This window comes from Paenibacillus sp. FSL K6-1318 (assembly GCF_037976905.1).
GTDB lineage: Bacteria > Bacillota > Bacilli > Paenibacillales > Paenibacillaceae > Paenibacillus > Paenibacillus amylolyticus_A.
Map to the genome: position 1 here is coordinate 3996263 of NZ_CP150270.1, position 20754 is coordinate 4017016.

The following is a 20754-nucleotide window of genomic DNA, read 5'->3' on the forward strand; positions in this document are numbered from 1 at the left end:
TACCCAAGGGATAAACCCCAGGTTTTATTTTAGCCTTGTGAACCAATGCTCATTTATGTAGTCGCATGGAAATTCAATGTAGAGAACATCTAAAATGTTCTTGATGAAACTTTAGCATATTTGCATTCCTTTTGCATTCCTCTTAAGTAGTAACTTTGATAAACTGCCCACCTATCGTTCTTTCCGCACAAAAAAATCCAAGAGGTTCTTTGCAAGTGGAGTCATTGAATCTCATTCCACTGCCCAGAAAAAACCCCTTGGATCTGTTCCCTTTACCTATGCAACGCCGGATAATACAAGAATTACGTGTGCGCTTCCTGTGCCTGTACAGGCTGTACTGGCAAGCTCTTATTTTTGAAACCGAGGTTAAAGAAGACATTAAGCAGGATGGCTGATAAACTTCCGGTGATAATACCATCGCTCACAATAATACGAATGCTTTGGGGAAGCTGTGCAAACAGATCCGGTACAGCGGTAACACCAAGTCCAAGTGAAACGGAGCAAGCCACGATCAACAGATTGGATTGTTTGGCGAAATCGACGTTTTGCAGCATTTTGATCCCGGATGAGACGACCATTCCGAACAATACGACAGTCGCTCCACCTAATACAGCACTCGGAATAATCGTTGCAAAAGCAGCAACCTTGGGAATAAGTCCGAGAAAGACCAGAATGCCTCCGGCTGCAACCACCACATTAGTCGTTTTTACCTTGGAGAGCTGAACCAAACCGACATTCTGAGCAAAAGTATTGTATGGAAAGGCATTGAATATGCCACCTAGAACAAACGCAAGACCTTCTGCGCGATATCCCCGTGCCAAATCTTTTTCGTTGATCGGTTGATCACAAATTTTACTCAAAGCCATAAACACACCTGTTGATTCGATAATAACTACCGTACCTACAATGATCATTGTAATAATGGGGCCGATTTCGAAGGTTGGCCATCCAAAGTAGAAGGGTTGGGGCAAATGGAACCAGGAGGCTTCCTGTACAGCGGCAAAGTTCACTTTTCCCATGAAAGCTGCGATGAGGGTCCCCACGATAATACCCAGGAGAACAGCCAGGGATTTAACAAAACCACGAGCATATCGATTCAGAATAAGAATAAAAAGTAATACGCCAAAGGAAAGAGCCAAATTATCCAAGCTTCCGAAATTCTCGCTGTTTGCTCCACCCGCCATGTTTTTAATACCGGTTGGGATCAGTGCAAGACCGATGATGGTTACCACTGTACCTATCACGACTGGTGGAAAAAATTTGACAATTTTGCTGAAAAATACGGCAAAGATGACGATAAATAACCCGGCTGCAATGATCGACCCATAAATGGCGGGAATTCCGTATTGCGATCCAATCGCAATCATGGGTGTGACCGCTACAAAAGAGCTTCCGAGCACCGCTGGCAAACCTATACCCAGATACTTCCCTTTTCGCGCCTGAAGCCATGTTGCAATCCCGCACGTTAACAGGTCAATGGATACCAGATACGCCAACTGCTCTGCAGTCAAATTTAGTGCTCTGCCCACAAGCAAAGGTACCAGAATTGCTCCCGCATACATCGCGAGTACGTGCTGAACCCCCAGTGAAAAAATTCTCATCTTTTTGGTTTCTTTCATCCCACGTTGCCCCCCTGAAATTAGAATCAACCGAACCGCTGCAAAATCATGTTATGTTGATTCACATTATATAAACTATTCAGGGAAGTTCCATGATTCATAACATAGAATTGTTATAAGAGATAAAGAGCCCAACTAAAATTGGGCGTGTTGTACAAAGGGTAATCTCAAATCGTTTATATCGCGTCATATTATCTAACACTTTATATATTCTCAGCTTGTCCAGTTGAGAGGCTTGATGTTAAAACGCTGCTCCATAACCTCTCCGTTCTGATGAACCCTCTCCGTGAAAAACACTTCTTCTCTGGTCATCAGGACAACGGATGAAGCTCTGGTTCCATAGTCAAATTTTTCACTCTTAACAAATATGGGAGAAAGCAAACGTTCCCATTCCAATGGAACACCTGTATGGGGTAGAAGTTCATCCACTGAAGAATCTGCAATTTGCAGCAAACCTAATATTTGTTCTGTCAGGGTACCTTCGTCCTCCCCGTTGATGATTTTCTCCAGCCCTTCTTTCCCGCGTCTAACCTTGGGCCAATCCGTATTGATCAAGTGATTACTAATCCCGTATATTCCGGGTGTCAACTTCATCACAACGTTGCCCATATTAGAGTAATAATAGAGGTTGTCAGGATCACCTACCAACAAATTGTAGCCAGGATAATCATTGCGAATTTGCTTCGCATGTTGCGTATATTGCTCAGGTGTGGACGTGCCCTTTAAAAAATCAGCAACCAGATCTCCTCTTGAACCCTTGGCATGTACATCTTCATTCGGATCACGATAATTCGTAACAGCAGCCAGTCGTCCCCCTGTGGTTACGCCCATCCAAGTTCCCATTTTCGATAAATCCCGACCTGCCAATATTTGAGGGTGATCTTCCCAATAATGTGCTTGAGCCGTAGGTCTGTGATAGAATTCATCCCTATTTGATCCCAGAATAAGCGGATACTTTGGATGCATTTTATAAGCAAATAAAATCAAACACATGGAAATCTTCAACTCCTATATTCGTTAAACCTCTGATATCAGGGCTTTATATCGCATAATCAACTACAATGACATCTTCCACCCAACCATCCAGGGAAGCTACAAATGCCTGATGCGCAGGATGTGGACCATAGGCGCGCAATGCGTCCTGATCTTCAAATGTCACTCTCAACCCAATCGTATAACCTTGAATACGGTCCGTTTCTTCCGTTGCATTGATCCCTGCGGTCAACGCGACAATTCCCGGGATTTGTTCCTTCAACGCGAGCAATTGAGCCACCCATTCCTGTTGCTTGGCTAATGTGATTTTATCGTTAAATTTAAAAACAACCAAATGTTCAAACATCTTGTTATTCCTCCCATGTCCATTCGAATAGTAAATGTAATTTCGTTAAATGAAGTTAATTCAACAATTCCAATCCGCCCATCATATAGGGGACCACTCTGTTGGCTAATTCAGCAGGGGATTCCTGCCCGCCTTCAATGTTCCATCGATAGGTCAATCCATAGATCGACCAGCTTAGCATGGTTGCCGTAATTTTCAGCGTTTTGGGATCTACATCCCCCGCTACTTTGCTCATTAATTCAAGAAGGAATTGCTCCAGTTGAGTCTTGATGTTCTCTTCAATAATTGGTGCAACCGTCTCATATTTTTTGATGCATCCATTACTTGAGACGTGATAGTCACATAATGAAAGTATAAGCTGCTGTATGGTTTCGGCTGATAACCGGGCATCCGGGTCCACCCTTTTCGTTACATATTCCATAAAAGCATCCGATAACAAGGCTTCAAGCAGTGCATATTTATCCTGAAAATGGGCGTAGAATGTAGCCCTGTTAATTGTGGCTTGTTCCGTAATGTTTTGAATCGTAATGCTGTTGAAATTTTTAAGATTCAATTGGTTTAAAAACGCATCAAGAATTAATTGACGCGTGCGAATCACACGCGGATCATTCGAGTTTGGAGACAATACACCAGACATGTACCAATCCTCCTTTGTACACAAAATATTTGGTTAGACTCCTTCATTATAGATAAGTGTTATTTGTTCAACAAGTGAAAGTAAGTACAAAGACACCATACAATAATCAGTGTCTTTCGCTTAAGCAACAAAATGCTCCGATTGTTGGTTGAGCATGCCTATAGACCTTGTTAAGATTGCACTCGTACCACTTGAAGGTGCACAATAATGGAGGTGCTTAGTTTGAGTAATCAACAACATAACGTTATTTCTACGGAGTTTCTGTTTCAACCATACACGGTTAAAAAATTAACCCTGTCCTCGCGCATCATCATGTCCCCCATGGCTCGTGCCTTTTCCCCGGATGGTGTCCCAGGCCCCGATGTAGCTGCATACTATCGCCGACGCGCCGAGCATGGTGTTGGACTCATTATTACAGAAGGTGCGACGATTGAGCATCCATCAGCATCAAGTGAGCCTAGAATCCCTCATATGTATGGAGAAGCAGCTCTTCAAGGCTGGGCTGAAGTGGTCAAGCAAGTCCATGAAGCCGGCGGCAAGATTTTCCCGCAAGTTCTACATATGGGCATTGTCCGTCCTTCAGGATCTCAACCGCACCCGGAAGCCGCGTCGCTTAGTCCATCAGGACTCGATATGGAGGGTACTCAGGTAAGTGCACCTATGACGGAGGAAGAGATCACAACAGTGATTCAAGCTTATGCCGATGCAGCGGCCAATGCGCAAAGCATTGGTTTTGACGGAATTGAGCTTCACGGTGCGCACGGTTTTCTAATCGATCAGTTTTTCTGGAAAACGACGAATAACAGAACAGACCGCTACGGTGGCAACCTTGAGAAACGAACTCAATTCGCGGTTGAACTTGTTAAGGCAGTCCGTGCTGCGGTAGGCCCTGATTTCCCTATTGCCATGCGGATCTCCCAATGGAAGATGAATGATTATCAAGCCAGACTGTTCGACACACCCGAACAACTGGAACAATTCCTTCGTTTGCTGGTTGACGCTGGTGTAGATATCTTCCACTGCTCCACACGACGCTTCTGGGAGCCCGAGTTCGAAGGATCTGAGCTTGGATTTGCAGGTTGGGTACGGAAGCTGAGTGGTCAAACCACCATTACCGTCGGTTCTGTGGGTATGCCCGATGAACCTGAAGCAGGAGCAGATAAAGCAACACATCCAGGTATGAGCGAACTTATGATACGTTTCGATCAACAGGAATTTGATCTGGTGGCTGTGGGACGTGCGCTTCTTGGTGATCCTGCATGGGCTGCCAAAATGCGTGAAGGCCGTATATCTGAAATTCAGTCTTTTTCACCTGAAGCACTGGCTACGTTACACTAAGGACAATTCCTTATTGTTCCTGACATTTTTTTGTCCCATATATATAGGTTTGAACTCATGAATCAACTATACTAAGCAAAGGGCTCGCTTTCCCTCCGGGATTGCGGGTATTCTGTTTTGGAGTAACCCTGTCCGATCAGACACTTCGAGCAATAGCAATATCGTTCAAGAAAAAGCCTTCTTTACCTCCTATAATGACGTTAACATACCAGAAAGAAGGTGCATCATGACTCGGGAAGTTCGGACTGTGGTATTTGATACCGATCTACAGCTAGAAGCTTATCAATTTGAAGGCATCATGCAGAAATTCCCCAATCATTTTCATGACTATTATGTCATTGGATTTATTGAGCAAGGCAAGCGACACCTCGTCTGCAACAACGAAGAATATATTTTGAATAGTGGAGATATCATAGTCTTTAATCCACAGGACCCTCATGCCTGCGAACAGATCGACGGAAGCACCTTCGACTATCGCTGTATTAACGTCCAGCCTGAGGTCATGCGAGAGTATGTGAGAGAAATTACCGGACAAGCTTACTTGCCCCGGTTTACATCCCCTGTTCTCTACCAGAGTGAACTTGTTGGTTCCCTGCATGAGCTGCATCAGATGATTCTAGAGGAGCAATCGGATTTCTATAAGGAAGAATTGTTACTCTTTTTGCTAGATCAATTGCTGCGAGATTATTCGGATGCGGAACCACCTGTTTCCACACAGGACGTTACTACAGAGATAAGGCGCATATGTGATTACATAGAATCTCATTATATGGAGAGCATCTCGTTGAACGAGTTAGCCGACTTGACGGAGATGAGCAAGTATCACCTGCTGCGTTTATTCACTCGCCAGAAAGGGATATCCCCTTACCGTTATCTGGAGACGATTCGCATTAATCAAGCCAAACGACTGTTGGAACAAGGCCAGCTTCCGATTGAAGTGGCAGCACAGACAGGGTTTAGCGATCAAAGCCACTTTACGAATTTTTTCAAAAAACTGATTGGCCTGACGCCCAAGCAATACAGACGTATCTTCAATCATGATGTCGAGCCGAAACGAACCATCAATCATATCGTATGACGAGTCATCATAATACCAAAGTTTCTACCGGACATTTGCTTGCCTTGTTTACCATCTTGATCTGGGGAACTACTTTTGTCTCGACGAAGGTTCTGTTGATTGACTTTACTCCAGTGGAAATTCTATTTTTCCGCTTTCTGATCGGGTATTTGGTACTGTTGCTGATCTATCCACGTTCACTGCGGATCGCCTCATTCAGAGAAGAATGGCTATTTATCGGAGCAGGTCTATGCGGGGTGACGTTATATTTTCTCATTGAAAATGTAGCACTGGTGTACACAACAGCTTCCAATGTGGGTGTTATTGTCTCTATTGCCCCATTCTTCACTGCCGTGCTCGCACATTTCTTCCTGGATGGTGAGAAGTTAACGCGCCGCTTTATCATCGGATTCGGGATTGCCTTGAGCGGCATCCTACTCATCGCCCTGAACGGCAGTTTCGTTCTGCAACTGAATCCGGTAGGTGATCTGCTTGCTTTCATAGCACCTGCGGTATGGGCGATATACTCTGTATTGATGCGAAAAATTGGCGAGCTTCCCTATCACACCATCGGTGCCACACGCAAAGTGTTCTTCTATGGCTTAGTCTTGATACTGCCAGCTTTGTTCCTGTCTGACTTCCATTTGGATCTTGGCCGTTTTAAGAATATGACCAATCTCTCCAATTTCCTCTACCTCGGTCTGGGTGCCTCGGCTTTGTGTTTCGTAACCTGGAACCGAACCGTGAGTCTTCTTGGAGCTATTAAAGCGAGTGTATATATCTATCTGGTACCTGTTATTACAGTGGTGTCATCTGCGATCATTCTTCGGGAACAGATAACCTGGGTCATCCTGCTCGGGGCGTTCTTAACCTTATTCGGTTCTTACATTTCAGAGCGAACAGGAAACAAGCTCAACAGCAAAAACACTAATCCGCGCAGCGGTTAGTGTTTGCTTCATTTTTTACTCATTTTATCTCATTCAATTGAGACAGCAGAATCTCCAGTTCCTCTTGCTCCAAATGACGCCATTGCCCACGCTCCAGTTGATCCAGCGTAATATTCATAATTCGCACGCGCTCCAGCTTTAACACTCGATACCCCAAGGCTTTGCACATTCTGCGAATCTGCAGGTTGAGACCCTGTGTCAAAATAATACGAAATACGTCTTCACTTTGCCTATACACTTCGCAGGGCTTGGTCACCACGTCCAGAATTTCAACCCCTTCGGACATGAACTTTATAAATTCGTCTGTTACGGGTTTGTCTACGGTCACTACATATTCTTTATCATGGTTGTGCTCCGAACGCATCATTTTGTTCACAATTCCCCCATCATTCGTAAGCAAAATCAACCCTTCAGATGCCTTATCCAGCCTGCCTATCGCAAATATGCGAGAAGGATAATTTATATATTGAATGATGTTCCCCTCCACATGTTCTGCTGCTGTGCAGACAATACCGATGGGTTTATTCAGAGCAATATAGACAGGTTCGCTGTCATCACGAGGTATCTCCTTGCCATCAATGAGGACCACATCGTGAGGTTCAACTTCGGCCCCTTTTTCACATACCCTGCCATTGATCGTTATGCGTCCAGCTGCAATTAATCGGTTCGTTTCCCTGCGGGAGCAGAATCCCGTTTCACTTATGTATTTGTTAATTAACATGTGTCACCGCTTCTCATCTATAGTATTGCCACTAGTTCATTAAGTGCTGGTACGTTCATTCACTTCGTCTAATGAGTTAGTACCTTGTACTGATTTTCATTCCACATCATCTCACTTATAATGTAACGAAGCAATGGATTGTTATCCAAAAGTACATCAATAAGGCAAAAAGATATTGAGCAACCCCAAAAAAGTACGTTCTACACTCTATTGTTACTATGACACGAAGCGCGACATTACGAGAAAAGAAGGAGTTTTCCATGTACAACGTGACTCAAATTACAGTTGATCCTGATCATCCGAACCAAAACGCTGGTATGTGGATTGGCGGAGAACAGGCATACATTCAAGAATGGCCCCTCAATCCGGAAGGACAGCCCTTGTTACATCTATTCTCCATTGATTGCAAGAAACTCTTGCAGCATGTTCATATCCCTACTTTGCCAGCAGACATGTACATCTCGGTCTTCTCTACCTATTCGGCTACAGAATACTTTCTGGATCAGGTGACATACACAGGAGATGAGCTGGAATGGAACGAAAATATACTGGCCGGATGTACCTATGTATCCGTAACTTCACAACCGCACACTACTGTAGGTCCCGCAGAGTGCATCCCTTTAAGTGGAGTGCGTTTCTCTGAAACGTCATTAGCGGAGCAGGATTTCCCTGCCTTTTCGTTCTTCACCTCAACTTTACCCAACGGAATCAATGGAATCGATCATTTGTTAACTCATTATCAACTAATATGCCAGGTTTATTCCGCAGATTTTCCCGAGCCCTATCAGGACATATTGGGACTCTCTGATGCCAACGGTTATTTATTTTTGCGAAAAGGTCCTGCCTCTGCTGAAGCACCATTGGATGGACTATTTTTCGTACAGGCTTCTTAGGATCTGCTCCGAATTGAAAAATAAACAACCCAAACGGCCTCAATTCGTTAGAATTGGAGCTGTTTGGGCTTTGCTTGCTGCAATGTTTTCACAAGAATGCATCCTTCTAATCTGTCTAAACTGAAATATCCAGACTGCTACCCAGATTAGGGTGAGGAGCAGGTACTGACTTCAACATTTCCGCCATCTGCTGACCTTGCTGCTGCGCCATGTCTTTCGTAATCGACATCACTTGCAAGCTTGCCGATTGTACTACTGAAGCTTGGCTCATTGCCATTGATAATGCTGCAATATCCATGTTCTGCACTCCTTTCGCTGTCTGATCACATAGATGTACTTATTATATATCGGATAGTGAGGAGTAAATGTTGAACAAAGCAGATCAAGCAAATAATTACCTGTTATGGCTGTTAGCTTCATGCTATAGTTTTAAGGTGAAAAAAATTAAAGGAGAGACTTGTAATGAAGAGTTTTAAGAAATTGATCTTTATTTTTATTAGTTTTAGTTTACTTTTCGTATTACTTCCACCCCACACGTTAGCGGCTGGTAATCCTCTAACTGAGTCCTACCGTGATATTGAATACACTATTTTTATTGATGGAAAGCTTGCGAGTTCCAAAGATCAAGCATATCTAGCAGATAATGGTACCATCTACATTCCCATCAAAATGTTCAAACAAATCGGTTCACTTATTGCTATAGGAAATGGATTTGAAGTCAAAACCAAACGAAAGAAAGAACAAGTAAGTAAGAAAGATACCATTTTGTACAAAGGAATAACCTACATATCGTACGAGAAGTTTCTAAAAGTTTCCGGCTACTCAGGTAGTAATGAAGATGATTTAATGGTTGCATTTATGTGGGGAGACGAGGATGGGGCAACACGGACTAAGAAATTAAAGAACGGAGTCCTTAGTGTCCCCAAAGCATATCGTTCAGTTTTTGGAGAAAAAGTATATTCTTATGCACTAGATCAACCTGGCTGGATCGTCGGCATGACGCAACTTTATCAACTCACGGAAGTAACTATACAATCAGCAAATGGAAAGACCGTTACAGAATACATATATAAAGACATTGGATTTTCTAATTTTTGTTATTATTTTGATTACGAACATTTCATACATATCGCTTTTAAGGGGGGCGAATATTGGGCTAACAAAAATAATTTACCCTCTTCAAATCCACTTTATCATTTAGAAAAAATAAAAATCATTTCCGTTGATATTAAAAAAAATAATGTTATTGTGAAAGCCAAAAGAGCTAGTGGGAAGTCAATTACGTTCAAGTTGCCTGTTACAGACGATCCAAATGATTTTATTAATGGGTTGTTCTATGACAATGATCCTAAAAAAGATTACCCAGACTGGTCTTCAAACGTCTGGAAACTTATTAGTCAACATAAGATCAAATTAGGGATGACGTATGATCAAGTGTTATTTTCTTGGGGGAACCCAAATAGAACCAGTAACTCTACTAGTTCATTAGGTTCTATTGATATTTGGGTCTACGGAAATACCTACGTAACCTTTTACAATGGACAAATATATTCATGGTCCGATTACTAAACTTCGAGAGCAACTAGGTTGCTCTCTTTTTATTAGCTGTTCATTAGTGAATCCTTTAAGCACTACCCCTCAATCAACCCATACTTCACAAAACTGTGATACAATCCATCTTCCTCAACTGTTCCAGTAATATCATCTGCAATGACTTTCAGACCAGGCTTCGCATTACCCATGGCAATTCCGACGTTACAAAATTCCAGCATCTCAGCATCATTCATGCCATCGCCAATGGCGAATGTATCTTGCTGTGACATGCCCAGATGTTCCAGCAGATCAGCGATCGCAATCGCTTTGTGAATACCAGGGATCATCAGCTCACCACTTCCTTCACCAAAGATCGGTACGGTGCACTGAATGACTTCGAATTTGCCTTCAAACTCCTGCTTGATTCGCTCAAACGGGATCACCGAGCTCTCAAGAAAACACACCTTGTTAACGTCATCTTTATACAGATCCGCTTCTCCATACGTCAATCCGGCAATAAACGGGTGCGGTTTCAGCTCCTTCTTCTCTCTGGCTACAGGGTCGTTCTCCACATCGCCATAGATACGGCGTTCCAGGTGAGGTTGAAGATTGCTACTTGCATACAGAGCCGAATTGGATTCAAGGTAGAAGTCAATGCCGTGTTCATTGAAGAAATCGACCATGTGTCGAACATCTTCCGCTGTCACCCTTTTGTGATAAAGCACGTCCTTACCAAATTCCACATAGCCCCCACCTGCACCAATCAGACCGTCGAATCCAACATCCCAGATGGAATCATAGATTTCTGCTTTGGATCGACCTGTACACAAATAGAGCAGATGCCCATTTTCACGTGCCTGTTTGCAAGCTTTCTGTGCTGACAACGGAATACTTCCGTCATCGTCAACCAATGTGCCATCAATATCAATAAAAACAATTTTTCGCTTCGTTTCGTTCATCTGTGTAGCCCCCATCATGTATGTTGTCTATGTCTAATCGAGCGAGTGTCGATAGGCATTTTCCTTGTACAAAATTACCAATGGTCACTTACCTACCAACTTGTCCATATGTACGGTTTGCCAGTCATCCTCCTGTTCAGCAATAACCGTAAACCCTTGGCGTTTCCAAAAATCTACGGCTCCTGGCAAGAAGCGATGTGTATGCAGATAAAGTGTCGTATAGTGCATATCCTTTACTGCATTCTCCAGTTCATTTACCAGCATCGAACCAATGCCATATCTGCGGTATGCAGGATCCACATAACATTTCACTATTTCAGCTGCAGACTGAGCTTCATATCGTCCTTCCACGGCTTCAATGCGTCCATCATATGGCAAAATCCCAATAGACCCGACGATGCCCGCATCCCCCATCTGTGCAACAAGAAAGATCGCATCATCTGAGTCCAGATAATGTTCTCTGAACTGCTCGAAGTCTATAGGCAATCTTGTATGATCCATCATGGGAAATACTTCTCTACGTACACGCATGGCAAAATCAATGGTATCATGAACCTGCTGTTCCTGAACAGCTACTACTGTCGGTATAATCTGAAGTTGTGTCAAAAATTCCACATTCCTTATCCTCTATATTAGGAGCTAAGAATCCGCTCTCTTCATTTCATCTTACCGAATTTGTCCCGCCCTATCAATCTATCTACACTACAAACCAAATTGAAAGAGTGCCCGCGCATTCTGATAGAGTTCGCATACGATAAGGCGTGTCACAAACTATATTAGAGGGGGAACGCTCATGTGGTTATGGTTAGGTGCTTTTGCTATCATTATGCTAGCAATCGGATTTGCATATCGTTATCTGGACCATCGTGCAGAGAGCAAGTTTCATCCTCATGCTCCCAAGAAACTCTTAGTCAAATTCAAGGAAGGTACGACCTCAGATGAAATGCACACCTTTCATAAAAAAGGAAAATGTAAGGTCGCCGAAACTTATGAGGATTTAGGATGGTACCGTGTGGAATCTCGCAAAAAAATGCACCGGATGCTGAAACATTACAAAGATCATGAGTTAATTGAACATGTAGAGCCCAATTACCTCGTTGAGGCCTCTTTCACCCCTAATGATCCTTTCTTTCCTTACCAGTATAACCTGCCAAAAATCAATGCACCTGCTGCATGGGATATTACTCAGAGCAACAGCTCTGTCAAAATCGCCATTATCGATACCGGTGTACAGCTGAACCACCCTGAATTGGCCTCCAAGCTCCTCCCCGGTTACGATTATGTTGATTATGATAACATCCCTGAGGACGGGAACGGTCACGGCACCCATGTAGCTGGGATCGCTGCCTCCGTTACCAACAATGGTGTGGGTATCGCAGGTGTTGCACCACTCGCATCCATCGTTCCGCTCCGGGTACTGGATAACAATGGGCAAGGAACGGTAGGGAATGTCGGAAATGGGCTTGTCTATGCTGCCAATAACGGTGTACAAGTAGTTAACCTGAGCCTCGGTGGTCCGATGGGAGATGCTTTCCTTCAAGCTGCGGTACAGTATGCTTGGGATCGGGGAGCTGTGATTATTGCTGCAGCAGGTAACGACAACACATCATTCCCGATTGTACCTGCATCGTATCCTAACGTGATCGCTGTTGCTTCAACTAACCCTTCCGATCTCAAATCCAATTTCTCCAACTACGGCTCCTGGGTTGATATGGCTGCACCGGGGGATACCATATTATCCACATATCTAGGCGGTTCCTATGCCTACCTTAGCGGAACATCTATGGCTGCACCGCATGTGGCTGGAGCGGCTGCATTGCTCGCTGCACAGGGTAAAACGAATGCCCAGATACGGGATGCACTCTGTTTCGCTTCCGATCCGGTATCAGGCTCTGGCATCTACTGGACGTACGGACGACTCAATGCCTATCAGAGCTTGCAGGTACCATAATACACCTACTATCGCTCATGATTGCTCAAGGCATTTCCTTTCCATTATCACGAATAAAAAAAGAAGGGGCATCTGTAAGTGAGATGCTCCTTCTTTTGGTTAGAAAGTATTCCTTGTTAAACTTTTGCTGCCCAAAGCTCTATTTCAATTTTAATTTCTGGTAGACCTAACTCCGTAATATATCCAATCGTCATTGCAGGATAATCCGTACTAAATAATTGTCCCCACTCGGCATATAAGAAATCCCAATCGATTTTCTCGGTTGCCCATACGTTAACTTTGATAATATGTTCAGCATCTAAATGCTCCGATTCGAGCACTGTTTTAATATTATTAAATGTATTAGTGACTTGCTCATTCAGACTCTCTGGAAAAAGTCCACTACGATCTGCTCCAATTTGACCCGAAGTCACAAATAATTCTGCATTCCTCGGGATTCTTGTAATATGCGTGTACTGACCTACAGGAGCTGGCATATTGGCTGGATTTTTTCTAGTGATTTTGTCAATATTCATTTGGATTACCTCGTCATTCCTAAGATTTTTCTGCATTATTTCCTAGTTTTCTTCCGATTTTGGGCAGACCTCACCCTTGGAATAGATTCTAGAAAAAGACAGCAGTGGAGTATCCATATCCCGAAGATATAAACGCAAGTGATTTTTTCTTCATGAGTGGATGCTCCTCCCTTCTTAAGTGACAAGATTCTCTTGATTTATTTATTATATCTAAAGGTCATATCATGGGTCAAATTCATCCCTCATAAACAAGGAGCAATCCCGTAGTAACGAGACTGCTCTTTGTTTATTCTATAGCGTCGAACACCTTGTATCAGAAATATTGTGCACCATTACTCGCAATGACATCTTTGTACCAGTGAAAACTCTTCTTTTTCACTCTGCGAAGTGTGCCCGTACCATCATTATTTCTGTCTACATAGATATAGCCATAACGTTTCTTCATCTCTCCGGTACCCGCACTCACCAGGTCGATCGGTCCCCAGCTCGTGTAACCCAGAAGTTCTACCCCATCTTGAATCGCTTCAGCCATCTCGGCAAAATGACTATTTAAATACTCGATGCGATAGTCATCTTCAACAGAGTCATTGTCTAGCAACACATCGGTTGCCCCAAGTCCATTTTCTACGATAAACAAAGGTTTGCCATAGCGATCATATAGCTGATTACATGTAATGCGGAGTCCCTTAGGATCAATGGTCCATCCCCACTCGGATGCTTGCAGATACGGGTTCTTCACTGAACCAAATACATTGCCTTCTGTCGAATCCTTCAATATCTCAGGGTCCGTACTTGTACACCGGCTCGCATAGTAGCTAAAACCGATATAGTCGACCGTATTCTGCATCAAGATATCTGCATCTTCGGGTTGCATTTCAATCCGAATGTCATTTTCCCTAAAAAATCTTTTTGTATATCCCGGATATGCTCCCTTCGACTGCACGTCGATGAAGAAGAATGACTCGCGATCTTTCTCCATGGCTTTCCACACGTCATCCGGGTTAGAGCTGTATGGATAGACCATTCCAGCGGCTAACATACAGCCGATCTGTGCACCAGGAATAATCTCATGACAAGCCTTAACAGCAAGTGAACTTGCTACCAACTCATGATGTGCTGCCTGATACAGAACCTGTTCTTTGTCTTCACCATCCTGCAGAACAATGCCCGCTCCAATGTACGGAAGATGCAGCAACATGTTGATCTCATTAAACGTCATCCAGTACTTCACTTTGTTCTTGTATCGATTGAATAGCGTTGTCGCATATTTCTCAAAGAAACCGACCATCTTGCGATTCTTCCAACCGCCGTAAGTCTCAACCAGATGTACAGGTACATCGAAATGACAGATCGTCACGACAGGTTCTATATTGTATTTCAATAACTCATCGAAGACATCATCATAAAATTGTAAACCTGCTTCGTTCGGCTCTGCTTCATCGCCATTAGGGAAGATCCGTGCCCAGGCAACGGAAAGCCTGAGGCACTTGAATCCCATTTCTGCAAATAACGCAATATCTTCCTTATATCGATGATAGAAGTCAATGGCTTCATGGGAAGGATAGAATTCTCCTGCTTTGGGTTCATACGAATCCAGGTTACCCAGAGCAATATTCCATCGATTGGCACCAATCGGAATCAGATCTACGGTTGTTAAACCTTTACCACCTTCCAGATAAGCGCCTTCCAATTGATTCGCTGCGGTTGCTCCTCCCCAGAGAAAATTCTCCGGGAAGGCTGTAAACTTTTCATTCATTGAGGAGTTCCTCCTAAGCCATCTGTAATTTTAATTAGCTTAATACCGTGATTAATTTATCTTTCTCATGAACGGATGCATCTTTCGTTCCTACAACGTCCAGATATTTTGAAGTATTAGTGACAATGATCGGTGTAACCGTCTCATACCCTGCATCCTTAATCGCTTGCAGATCAAACTCAACAATCAGGTCACCTGCGTTAACACGGTCTCCGTCTTTCACATGTGTTGTAAAATGTTGACCTTTCAGTTTTACCGTATCCTGTCCAATATGGATCAGCATCTCTACACCATCATCGCTTACAAGACCAATGGCATGTTTGGTACGATATACGGTTTGTACAATACCGGTGATTGGAGATACCACTCTACCGCTGGTTGGACGAATCGCAATCCCTTTACCCATGTGCTCTCCTGCAAATGTTATGTCATTAATTTCTTTCAGTGCAACGACTTCACCAGCCATTGGGCTTACGATTTCGTATCTGCTATTCGGATTTGGATCAAGTACAGGTGCTGGAGCTGGTGTAGCTTCTACTTTGTCTTTGAATCCAAACACGTACGTCAAGACAAAACCAACGATGAATGCTACCAATACTGCAACGATGGACATATAGAATCCGGAATCAGGACCTGCTTCTTTGTTGATAAAGCTTGGAATACCGAAGATACCCAGTCCACCAAAGACGTAAAGCTTTGAGCCTGCCCATCCTAAAATACCACCACCGACAGCACCACCAATACAACTCATGATAAACGGCTTTTTCAACGGAAGAGTTACACCATAGATTGCCGGCTCAGTTACACCGAATATACCGGAAATAAACGCTGGAATGCTTAATGATTTCAACTTCGAATTTTTTGTTTTGAGCAGAACTGCAAGTACTGCACCCGTTTGGGCAAAGGAAGCGCCGAAGGACATTGCAAGAACTGGATCAGCCCCCGATGTACTTAAGTTCAGAAGCATAACCGGTACAAGTCCCCAGTGAAGTCCAAACAGTACTAGCACTTGCCAGAATCCGCCCAGAACCAAACCTGTAATAATTGGACTCAATTCATAGATACTTGTTGTACCTGCACCAACTAATTGACCTGCCCAAGTGGCAATTGGACCAATTACAATGAAGGTTACCGGAACAATCACGAGCAAAGTGAAGAATGGAACCAAAAATGTGCTAACGACTTTAGGAATGATGTTTTTGAAGAATCTTTCAATCTTAACAGCGAAGAACGTAGCAATAATGATCGGGATAACCGATGTTGAATACGTCATCAATATTACCGGGATACCTAAGAACGTAATGTGAATTGGTGATTCAAACAATGTACCTGTGAACAAAGTGTATAGTGGATCTCCTGCAGTCAAACCGGACAGCGTAGGATACACTAACGAAGCACCTATCGCCATACCCAGGAACGGTGAACCCCCAAATTTCTTGATTGCCGTGTATCCAAGGAAGATCGGGAAGAAGTAGAACAGTGAATCACCAAGTGCATTCAGCAAATGGTATGTTCCTGATGTATTTTCGATCCATCCAAATGCTACAAACATGGCTGTGAAACCTTTGATCATACCTGTTGCAGCCAGCAAACCGAGCAGAGGTGTGAACACACCGGAGATCATGTCGATAAATCGACTGAACAATCCAACTTTCTTGCCTGAGTTGTCTGCTTCCTCTTCAAACTGACCTTCGCTCGGGAAATTCCCCGCTTTAACGACTGCTTTATATACATCCGGCACTTCATTGCCGATAACGACTTGATATTGTCCACCACTTTGCATAACGGTAATAACACCTGGCAGATTTTTAAGTTCTTCTGTTTTGGCTACGCTTTCATTTTTCAGTTTAAACCGCAGTCTTGTTACACAATGGAATACACTGTTTACATTCTCACGACCACCTACACGTGTCAGAATATCCTTAGCCAATTGATCGTAGTTGCTCATTGTAATTCTCCCTCTCTAAGTAAACTCCCCATGCTTTTGAAACAAAGAAAACCTGAACTACTGAACATACACAACGTACCGGAACATCCGGAAATCAGTCGTGTTATTCAGCAATTCAGGTTTTGCCCTTAACGGTTGCAACCCTGTAAGGCTGTACACATTGGTATTCAGTTACTTCATTAACTAAAGTAAGTTGCAATCAATCTTGAGACCATGGTGGTCGGAATTGCCTGATTGAACAGTTACAACCCGATTGATGTATGCGCTTACTTCTTGAACTCATCATAGTACATCTGAACTACATTTGCAACACTTATTTTTATGACATTACAAAATAAATTTAAGCTGTCGAAAACGAGAAAAAGGACAACTTCAAAAGCATCGAAGTTGTCCCTGTATTACATTCTATTCTCATATAATTGCGCACTGAAGTAGAATTAACCAATAACCGTAATCAATTTATCCTTCTCTTGCACTTTACGATCTGTCGTACCAACCACGTCCAAATAATCAGCCGTATTGGTTACAATAATCGGTGTTACCGTCTCGTATCCCGCGTCAATAATGGCCTGCAGATCGAATTCAACGATCAGATCGCCAACATTCACACGATCCCCGTCCTTCACATGTGCAGTGAAATGCTGACCTTTAAGCTGTACCGTATCCTGACCGATATGGATCAGAATCTCTACACCTTGATCATCTACAAGACCAATCGCATGTTTGGTACGGTAAATCGTCTGTACAACACCATTAATCGGGGATACAACTCTCCCACTGGTTGGGCGAATAGCAATACCTTTACCCATATGTTCACCAGCAAATGTAGCATCATTAATTTCTTGCAAAGGAACCACATCACCCGTCATCGGGCTGGCAATTTCGTAACGATTATTGGGATTAGGCTCAAGTGCAGCCTTCTCTTCTTTTACCGGTTCCGGAGTCTGTTTGGCAGTTTCCGGATTAGCAGGATCTTTGAATCCTACGAAATAAACGAGAACAAAGCTGAGTACAAAAGCAATAACTGTGGCAATCATAGCCATCCAGAATTCATAGTTAATGCCTGCTGTCGGACTAATCAGCGCTGGAACACCGAAGATGCCTGAAGCAAACACAAACATTTTGGAACCAGCGAATCCAATAATACCACCAGCTACTGCAGAAGAAATACAACTCATAATAAATGGTTTTTTCAGTGGCAAAGTAAGACCATAGATAGCAGGCTCAGTTACACCGAAAATCCCGGACACAAAGGCAGGAACACCCAGTGATTTGAGTTTGGTATTTTTCGTTTTAAGCATGACGCCAAGAACAGCACCAATCTGAGCAAAGGAAGCTGCAAACATCATAGCCAGAATCGGATCTGCTTTCAGTGTGGACAGATTGAGCAGCATGATTGGTACGATACCCCAGTGTAACCCGAAGATAACCAATACTTGCCACAATCCACCAACAACAATACCTGTTACCAACGGACTCAAGTCATAGATGCCCGATACGCCCGCACCAATCAGCTGACTTGCCCATGTTGCAATTGGACCAATCAAGAGGAATGTTACTGGAACAACAATCAGAATCGTAAAGAATGGCGTGAGGAACGTTCTTACAACAGATGGGATGATCTTTTTGAAGAACGCTTCTACTTTTGCTCCAAAATAAGCTGCAATAATAATCGGAATTACAGATGAGGAATAACTCATCAAGATAACGGGAATGCCCAGGAACGTGATATGAATCGGTGATTCAAACAATGTGCCTGTAAATAGCGTATACAACGGTTCTCCACCGCTAAGACCGGATAAGGTCGGATATACAAGTGATGCTCCAATGGCCATCCCGAGGAATGGAGATCCACCGAATTTTTTCATTGCTGTGTAACCCAGGAAGATTGGGAAGAAGTAGAACAGACAGTCACCTGCAGCATTCAACAACTGATATGTCCCTGAAGCCGGGTCCAGCCATTCGAGAGAAGTAAACATGGACAGGAAACCTTTGATCATCCCTGTTGCAGCTAGCAAGCCGAGAATTGGTGTAAATACACCTGAGATCAAGTCGATAAACCGACCCAGAAGACTTTCTTTTTTACCGTAAGATTCAGACTCATCACTTGAGACCGGTTCATCCGCATTCATATTACCAACCTGTAGCAAGGCTTTATACACATCAGACACTTCGTTACCTACAACAACCTGATATTGTCCCCCGCTTTGCATTACCGTTATGACTCCGGGCAGATTTTTGAGATCGTCTGTTTTGGCATTACCGTCATTTTTTAATTTGAAACGAAGTCTGGTCGCACAGTGCACCACGCTGTTAATGTTCTGTTTACCACCAACGCCAGACAGAATGTCTTTAGCTAATTGCTCGTGTTTCATGAAGTTGTTTTCTTCCTTTCTGATTAAACACGGATTCGAAGCATATTGGAGAGAATAAAAAAACCTGAACATCTGAATGTATGGAACATCCGGTTAACGGTATGTTCTGTCATTCAATCGTTCAGGTTTTGCCCTAGTGGTTGCAACCCTGCAAGCTGATCTATGGGATTATTCAGAAGTTGCATTCACAACTCTCTCAATATGAATCGTTAAGTACATCATTTCTTCGTCAGTTAGTTGATACGTGTAGTTGCTTTCAATGAATTTCTTGATTTTTTCCGAGCACTTGTGTGCTGCCGGATATTTCTTCTGAATCATCAGGAACAATTCATCATCGTTGTTGCTCTTGTAATGTTTTCCCTTCACCAAACGTTGGGCGAAAAACTTCAAATGCGTCACAAAGCGATAGAATGTCAGTGAGTTCTCATCAAAATCAATCTTGAAATGATACTTGATGATCGTCAAGATTTCCTGCATGACCTGCGTCATACTCTTGATGTTGGGCATTTCCTCGTTCAAAGCTGCATTCACAAAGTGAAGTGCCATAAAACCGGCTTCGTCCTCGGGCAAGATCACACCAAACTGATCACAGATCATGTTGAGCGCTTCCATTCCGACTTCATATTCCTCTTTGTATAACTGCTTTGTCTCCCAGATTAAACCGTTGCGTATGGGCAGATTTTTGCGATACCGCTCAATGGCAAAGTGAATATGATCTGTGAGATGCAAGTAGATGCTCTCATTCAGTTTTTTGCCAAGTTTTAATTTGGCGTAAGCGATGATTTCCTCAGATACTTTCATGTATTCCAGCGGAATGCTTGAGATTAATGCCTTGAAGTTTTCCTGAATATCTTCATTCTGTAAAGTAAATATCTTGTCGATATGCTGCTCGGAAACCATATCACCCGCCCGCTTCTGATAAGCAATCCCCCGGCCAATGATAATAACTTCCTGCTCGTCATTCATTGCAACTACAGCATTATTGTTCAGCACCTTCTCGATTTTCACTTTATCACTCCAATATACAGAAAAAGACAAACCAATCCCTTTTCTCAAGGTATACGGCTTTGCCTGATTCAACAGTTACAACCCGATATGTTGTACGCGCTTCCCTCATAATATTACAAAATTCTACACAGTGCAACAAAAAGTTAATATCGAATTAG

19 protein-coding genes are annotated in these 20754 nt (G+C 43.1%); 6 read left to right on the forward strand and 13 right to left on the reverse strand.

Going from position 1 to position 20754, the window contains the following annotated elements; all coding sequences use genetic code 11:
- Window positions 1-302 precede the first annotated feature (302 nt).
- The 4 genes from NYE45_RS17575 to NYE45_RS17590 all read right to left on the reverse strand — a co-directional run bounded on the left by NYE45_RS17575 (window position 303) and on the right by NYE45_RS17590 (window position 3595).
- Window positions 303-1619, reverse strand: a complete 1317-nt coding sequence (locus tag NYE45_RS17575; protein WP_340013420.1) for a nucleobase:cation symporter-2 family protein — start codon at window positions 1617-1619, stop codon at window positions 303-305.
- 213 nt (window positions 1620-1832) lie between these two features.
- Window positions 1833-2612 (reverse strand): NRDE family protein, encoded by a 780-nt coding sequence (locus tag NYE45_RS17580; protein WP_340013421.1) that lies wholly within the window; start codon window positions 2610-2612, stop codon window positions 1833-1835.
- A 46-nt stretch (window positions 2613-2658) separates the two neighbouring features.
- Entirely contained in the window at window positions 2659-2958 is a 300-nt protein-coding gene (locus NYE45_RS17585) for a Dabb family protein (RefSeq protein ID WP_145148595.1), read from the reverse strand.
- Window positions 2959-3013: 55 nt separating this feature from the next.
- Window positions 3014-3595, reverse strand: coding sequence for a TetR/AcrR family transcriptional regulator (locus NYE45_RS17590; RefSeq protein WP_340013422.1), 582 nt, complete (start codon window positions 3593-3595; stop codon window positions 3014-3016).
- Window positions 3596-3817: 222 nt separating this feature from the next.
- On the opposite strand from NYE45_RS17590, the gene NYE45_RS17595 reads away from it, so the two are divergent.
- The 3 genes from NYE45_RS17595 to NYE45_RS17605 all read left to right on the forward strand — a co-directional run bounded on the left by NYE45_RS17595 (window position 3818) and on the right by NYE45_RS17605 (window position 6937).
- On the forward strand, window positions 3818-4933 hold the full coding sequence (locus NYE45_RS17595) for an NADH:flavin oxidoreductase (protein WP_340013423.1): 1116 nt from the start codon (window positions 3818-3820) through the stop codon (window positions 4931-4933).
- Window positions 4934-5159: 226 nt separating this feature from the next.
- Complete coding sequence (locus tag NYE45_RS17600) at window positions 5160-6011, forward strand: AraC family transcriptional regulator (RefSeq protein WP_340013424.1); 852 nt, start codon at window positions 5160-5162, stop codon at window positions 6009-6011.
- A complete protein-coding gene (locus tag NYE45_RS17605; protein ID WP_340013426.1) occupies window positions 6008-6937 on the forward strand; it encodes a DMT family transporter in 930 nt (309 codons plus the stop codon). The genes NYE45_RS17600 and NYE45_RS17605 overlap by 4 nt, the downstream gene beginning before the upstream one ends.
- Before the next feature lie 19 nt (window positions 6938-6956).
- Here NYE45_RS17605 and NYE45_RS17610 read toward each other — a convergent pair whose 3' ends face one another.
- On the reverse strand, window positions 6957-7658 hold the full coding sequence (locus tag NYE45_RS17610) for a pseudouridine synthase (protein WP_340013427.1): 702 nt from the start codon (window positions 7656-7658) through the stop codon (window positions 6957-6959).
- Window positions 7659-7918: 260 nt separating this feature from the next.
- Here NYE45_RS17610 and NYE45_RS17615 point away from each other — a divergent pair, with 260 nt between their 5' ends.
- Window positions 7919-8551: a DUF1963 domain-containing protein gene (locus tag NYE45_RS17615; RefSeq protein ID WP_340013429.1), complete on the forward strand. Its 633-nt coding sequence runs from the start codon at window positions 7919-7921 to the stop codon at window positions 8549-8551.
- Window positions 8552-8666: 115 nt separating this feature from the next.
- Here the strand turns inward: NYE45_RS17615 and NYE45_RS17620 are convergent, their stop codons facing one another.
- Window positions 8667-8849, reverse strand: coding sequence for a YjfB family protein (locus NYE45_RS17620; RefSeq protein WP_076331518.1), 183 nt, complete (start codon window positions 8847-8849; stop codon window positions 8667-8669).
- A 164-nt stretch (window positions 8850-9013) separates the two neighbouring features.
- Here NYE45_RS17620 and NYE45_RS17625 point away from each other — a divergent pair, with 164 nt between their 5' ends.
- Entirely contained in the window at window positions 9014-10120 is a 1107-nt protein-coding gene (locus NYE45_RS17625) for a hypothetical protein (protein ID WP_340013431.1), read from the forward strand.
- Window positions 10121-10182: 62 nt separating this feature from the next.
- Here the strand turns inward: NYE45_RS17625 and NYE45_RS17630 are convergent, their stop codons facing one another.
- Window positions 10183-11043 (reverse strand): Cof-type HAD-IIB family hydrolase, encoded by an 861-nt coding sequence (locus NYE45_RS17630; protein WP_062835027.1) that lies wholly within the window; start codon window positions 11041-11043, stop codon window positions 10183-10185.
- An 84-nt stretch (window positions 11044-11127) separates the two neighbouring features.
- The gene (locus NYE45_RS17635; protein WP_340013432.1) at window positions 11128-11658 is read right to left on the reverse strand and encodes a GNAT family N-acetyltransferase; all 531 of its coding nucleotides are present in this window, start codon (window positions 11656-11658) and stop codon (window positions 11128-11130) included.
- Window positions 11659-11836: 178 nt separating this feature from the next.
- Between NYE45_RS17635 and NYE45_RS17640 the strand changes: the two genes are divergently transcribed.
- The gene (locus NYE45_RS17640; RefSeq protein WP_340013434.1) at window positions 11837-12994 is read left to right on the forward strand and encodes a S8 family peptidase; all 1158 of its coding nucleotides are present in this window, start codon (window positions 11837-11839) and stop codon (window positions 12992-12994) included.
- 116 nt (window positions 12995-13110) lie between these two features.
- Here the strand turns inward: NYE45_RS17640 and NYE45_RS17645 are convergent, their stop codons facing one another.
- The 5 genes from NYE45_RS17645 to NYE45_RS17665 all read right to left on the reverse strand — a co-directional run bounded on the left by NYE45_RS17645 (window position 13111) and on the right by NYE45_RS17665 (window position 20596).
- On the reverse strand, window positions 13111-13509 hold the full coding sequence (locus NYE45_RS17645; RefSeq protein WP_076331772.1) for a RidA family protein: 399 nt from the start codon (window positions 13507-13509) through the stop codon (window positions 13111-13113).
- A 313-nt stretch (window positions 13510-13822) separates the two neighbouring features.
- The gene (locus tag NYE45_RS17650; RefSeq protein ID WP_340013435.1) at window positions 13823-15265 is read right to left on the reverse strand and encodes a 6-phospho-beta-glucosidase; all 1443 of its coding nucleotides are present in this window, start codon (window positions 15263-15265) and stop codon (window positions 13823-13825) included.
- Between the two features lie 34 nt (window positions 15266-15299).
- The gene (locus NYE45_RS17655) at window positions 15300-17213 is read right to left on the reverse strand and encodes a beta-glucoside-specific PTS transporter subunit IIABC (protein ID WP_340013436.1); all 1914 of its coding nucleotides are present in this window, start codon (window positions 17211-17213) and stop codon (window positions 15300-15302) included.
- 437 nt (window positions 17214-17650) lie between these two features.
- A complete protein-coding gene (locus tag NYE45_RS17660) occupies window positions 17651-19588 on the reverse strand; it encodes a beta-glucoside-specific PTS transporter subunit IIABC (RefSeq protein ID WP_340013438.1) in 1938 nt (645 codons plus the stop codon).
- A gap of 168 nt (window positions 19589-19756) precedes the next feature.
- The gene (locus NYE45_RS17665) at window positions 19757-20596 is read right to left on the reverse strand and encodes a PRD domain-containing protein (protein ID WP_091034839.1); all 840 of its coding nucleotides are present in this window, start codon (window positions 20594-20596) and stop codon (window positions 19757-19759) included.
- Between the last annotated feature and the right edge of the window lie 158 nt (window positions 20597-20754).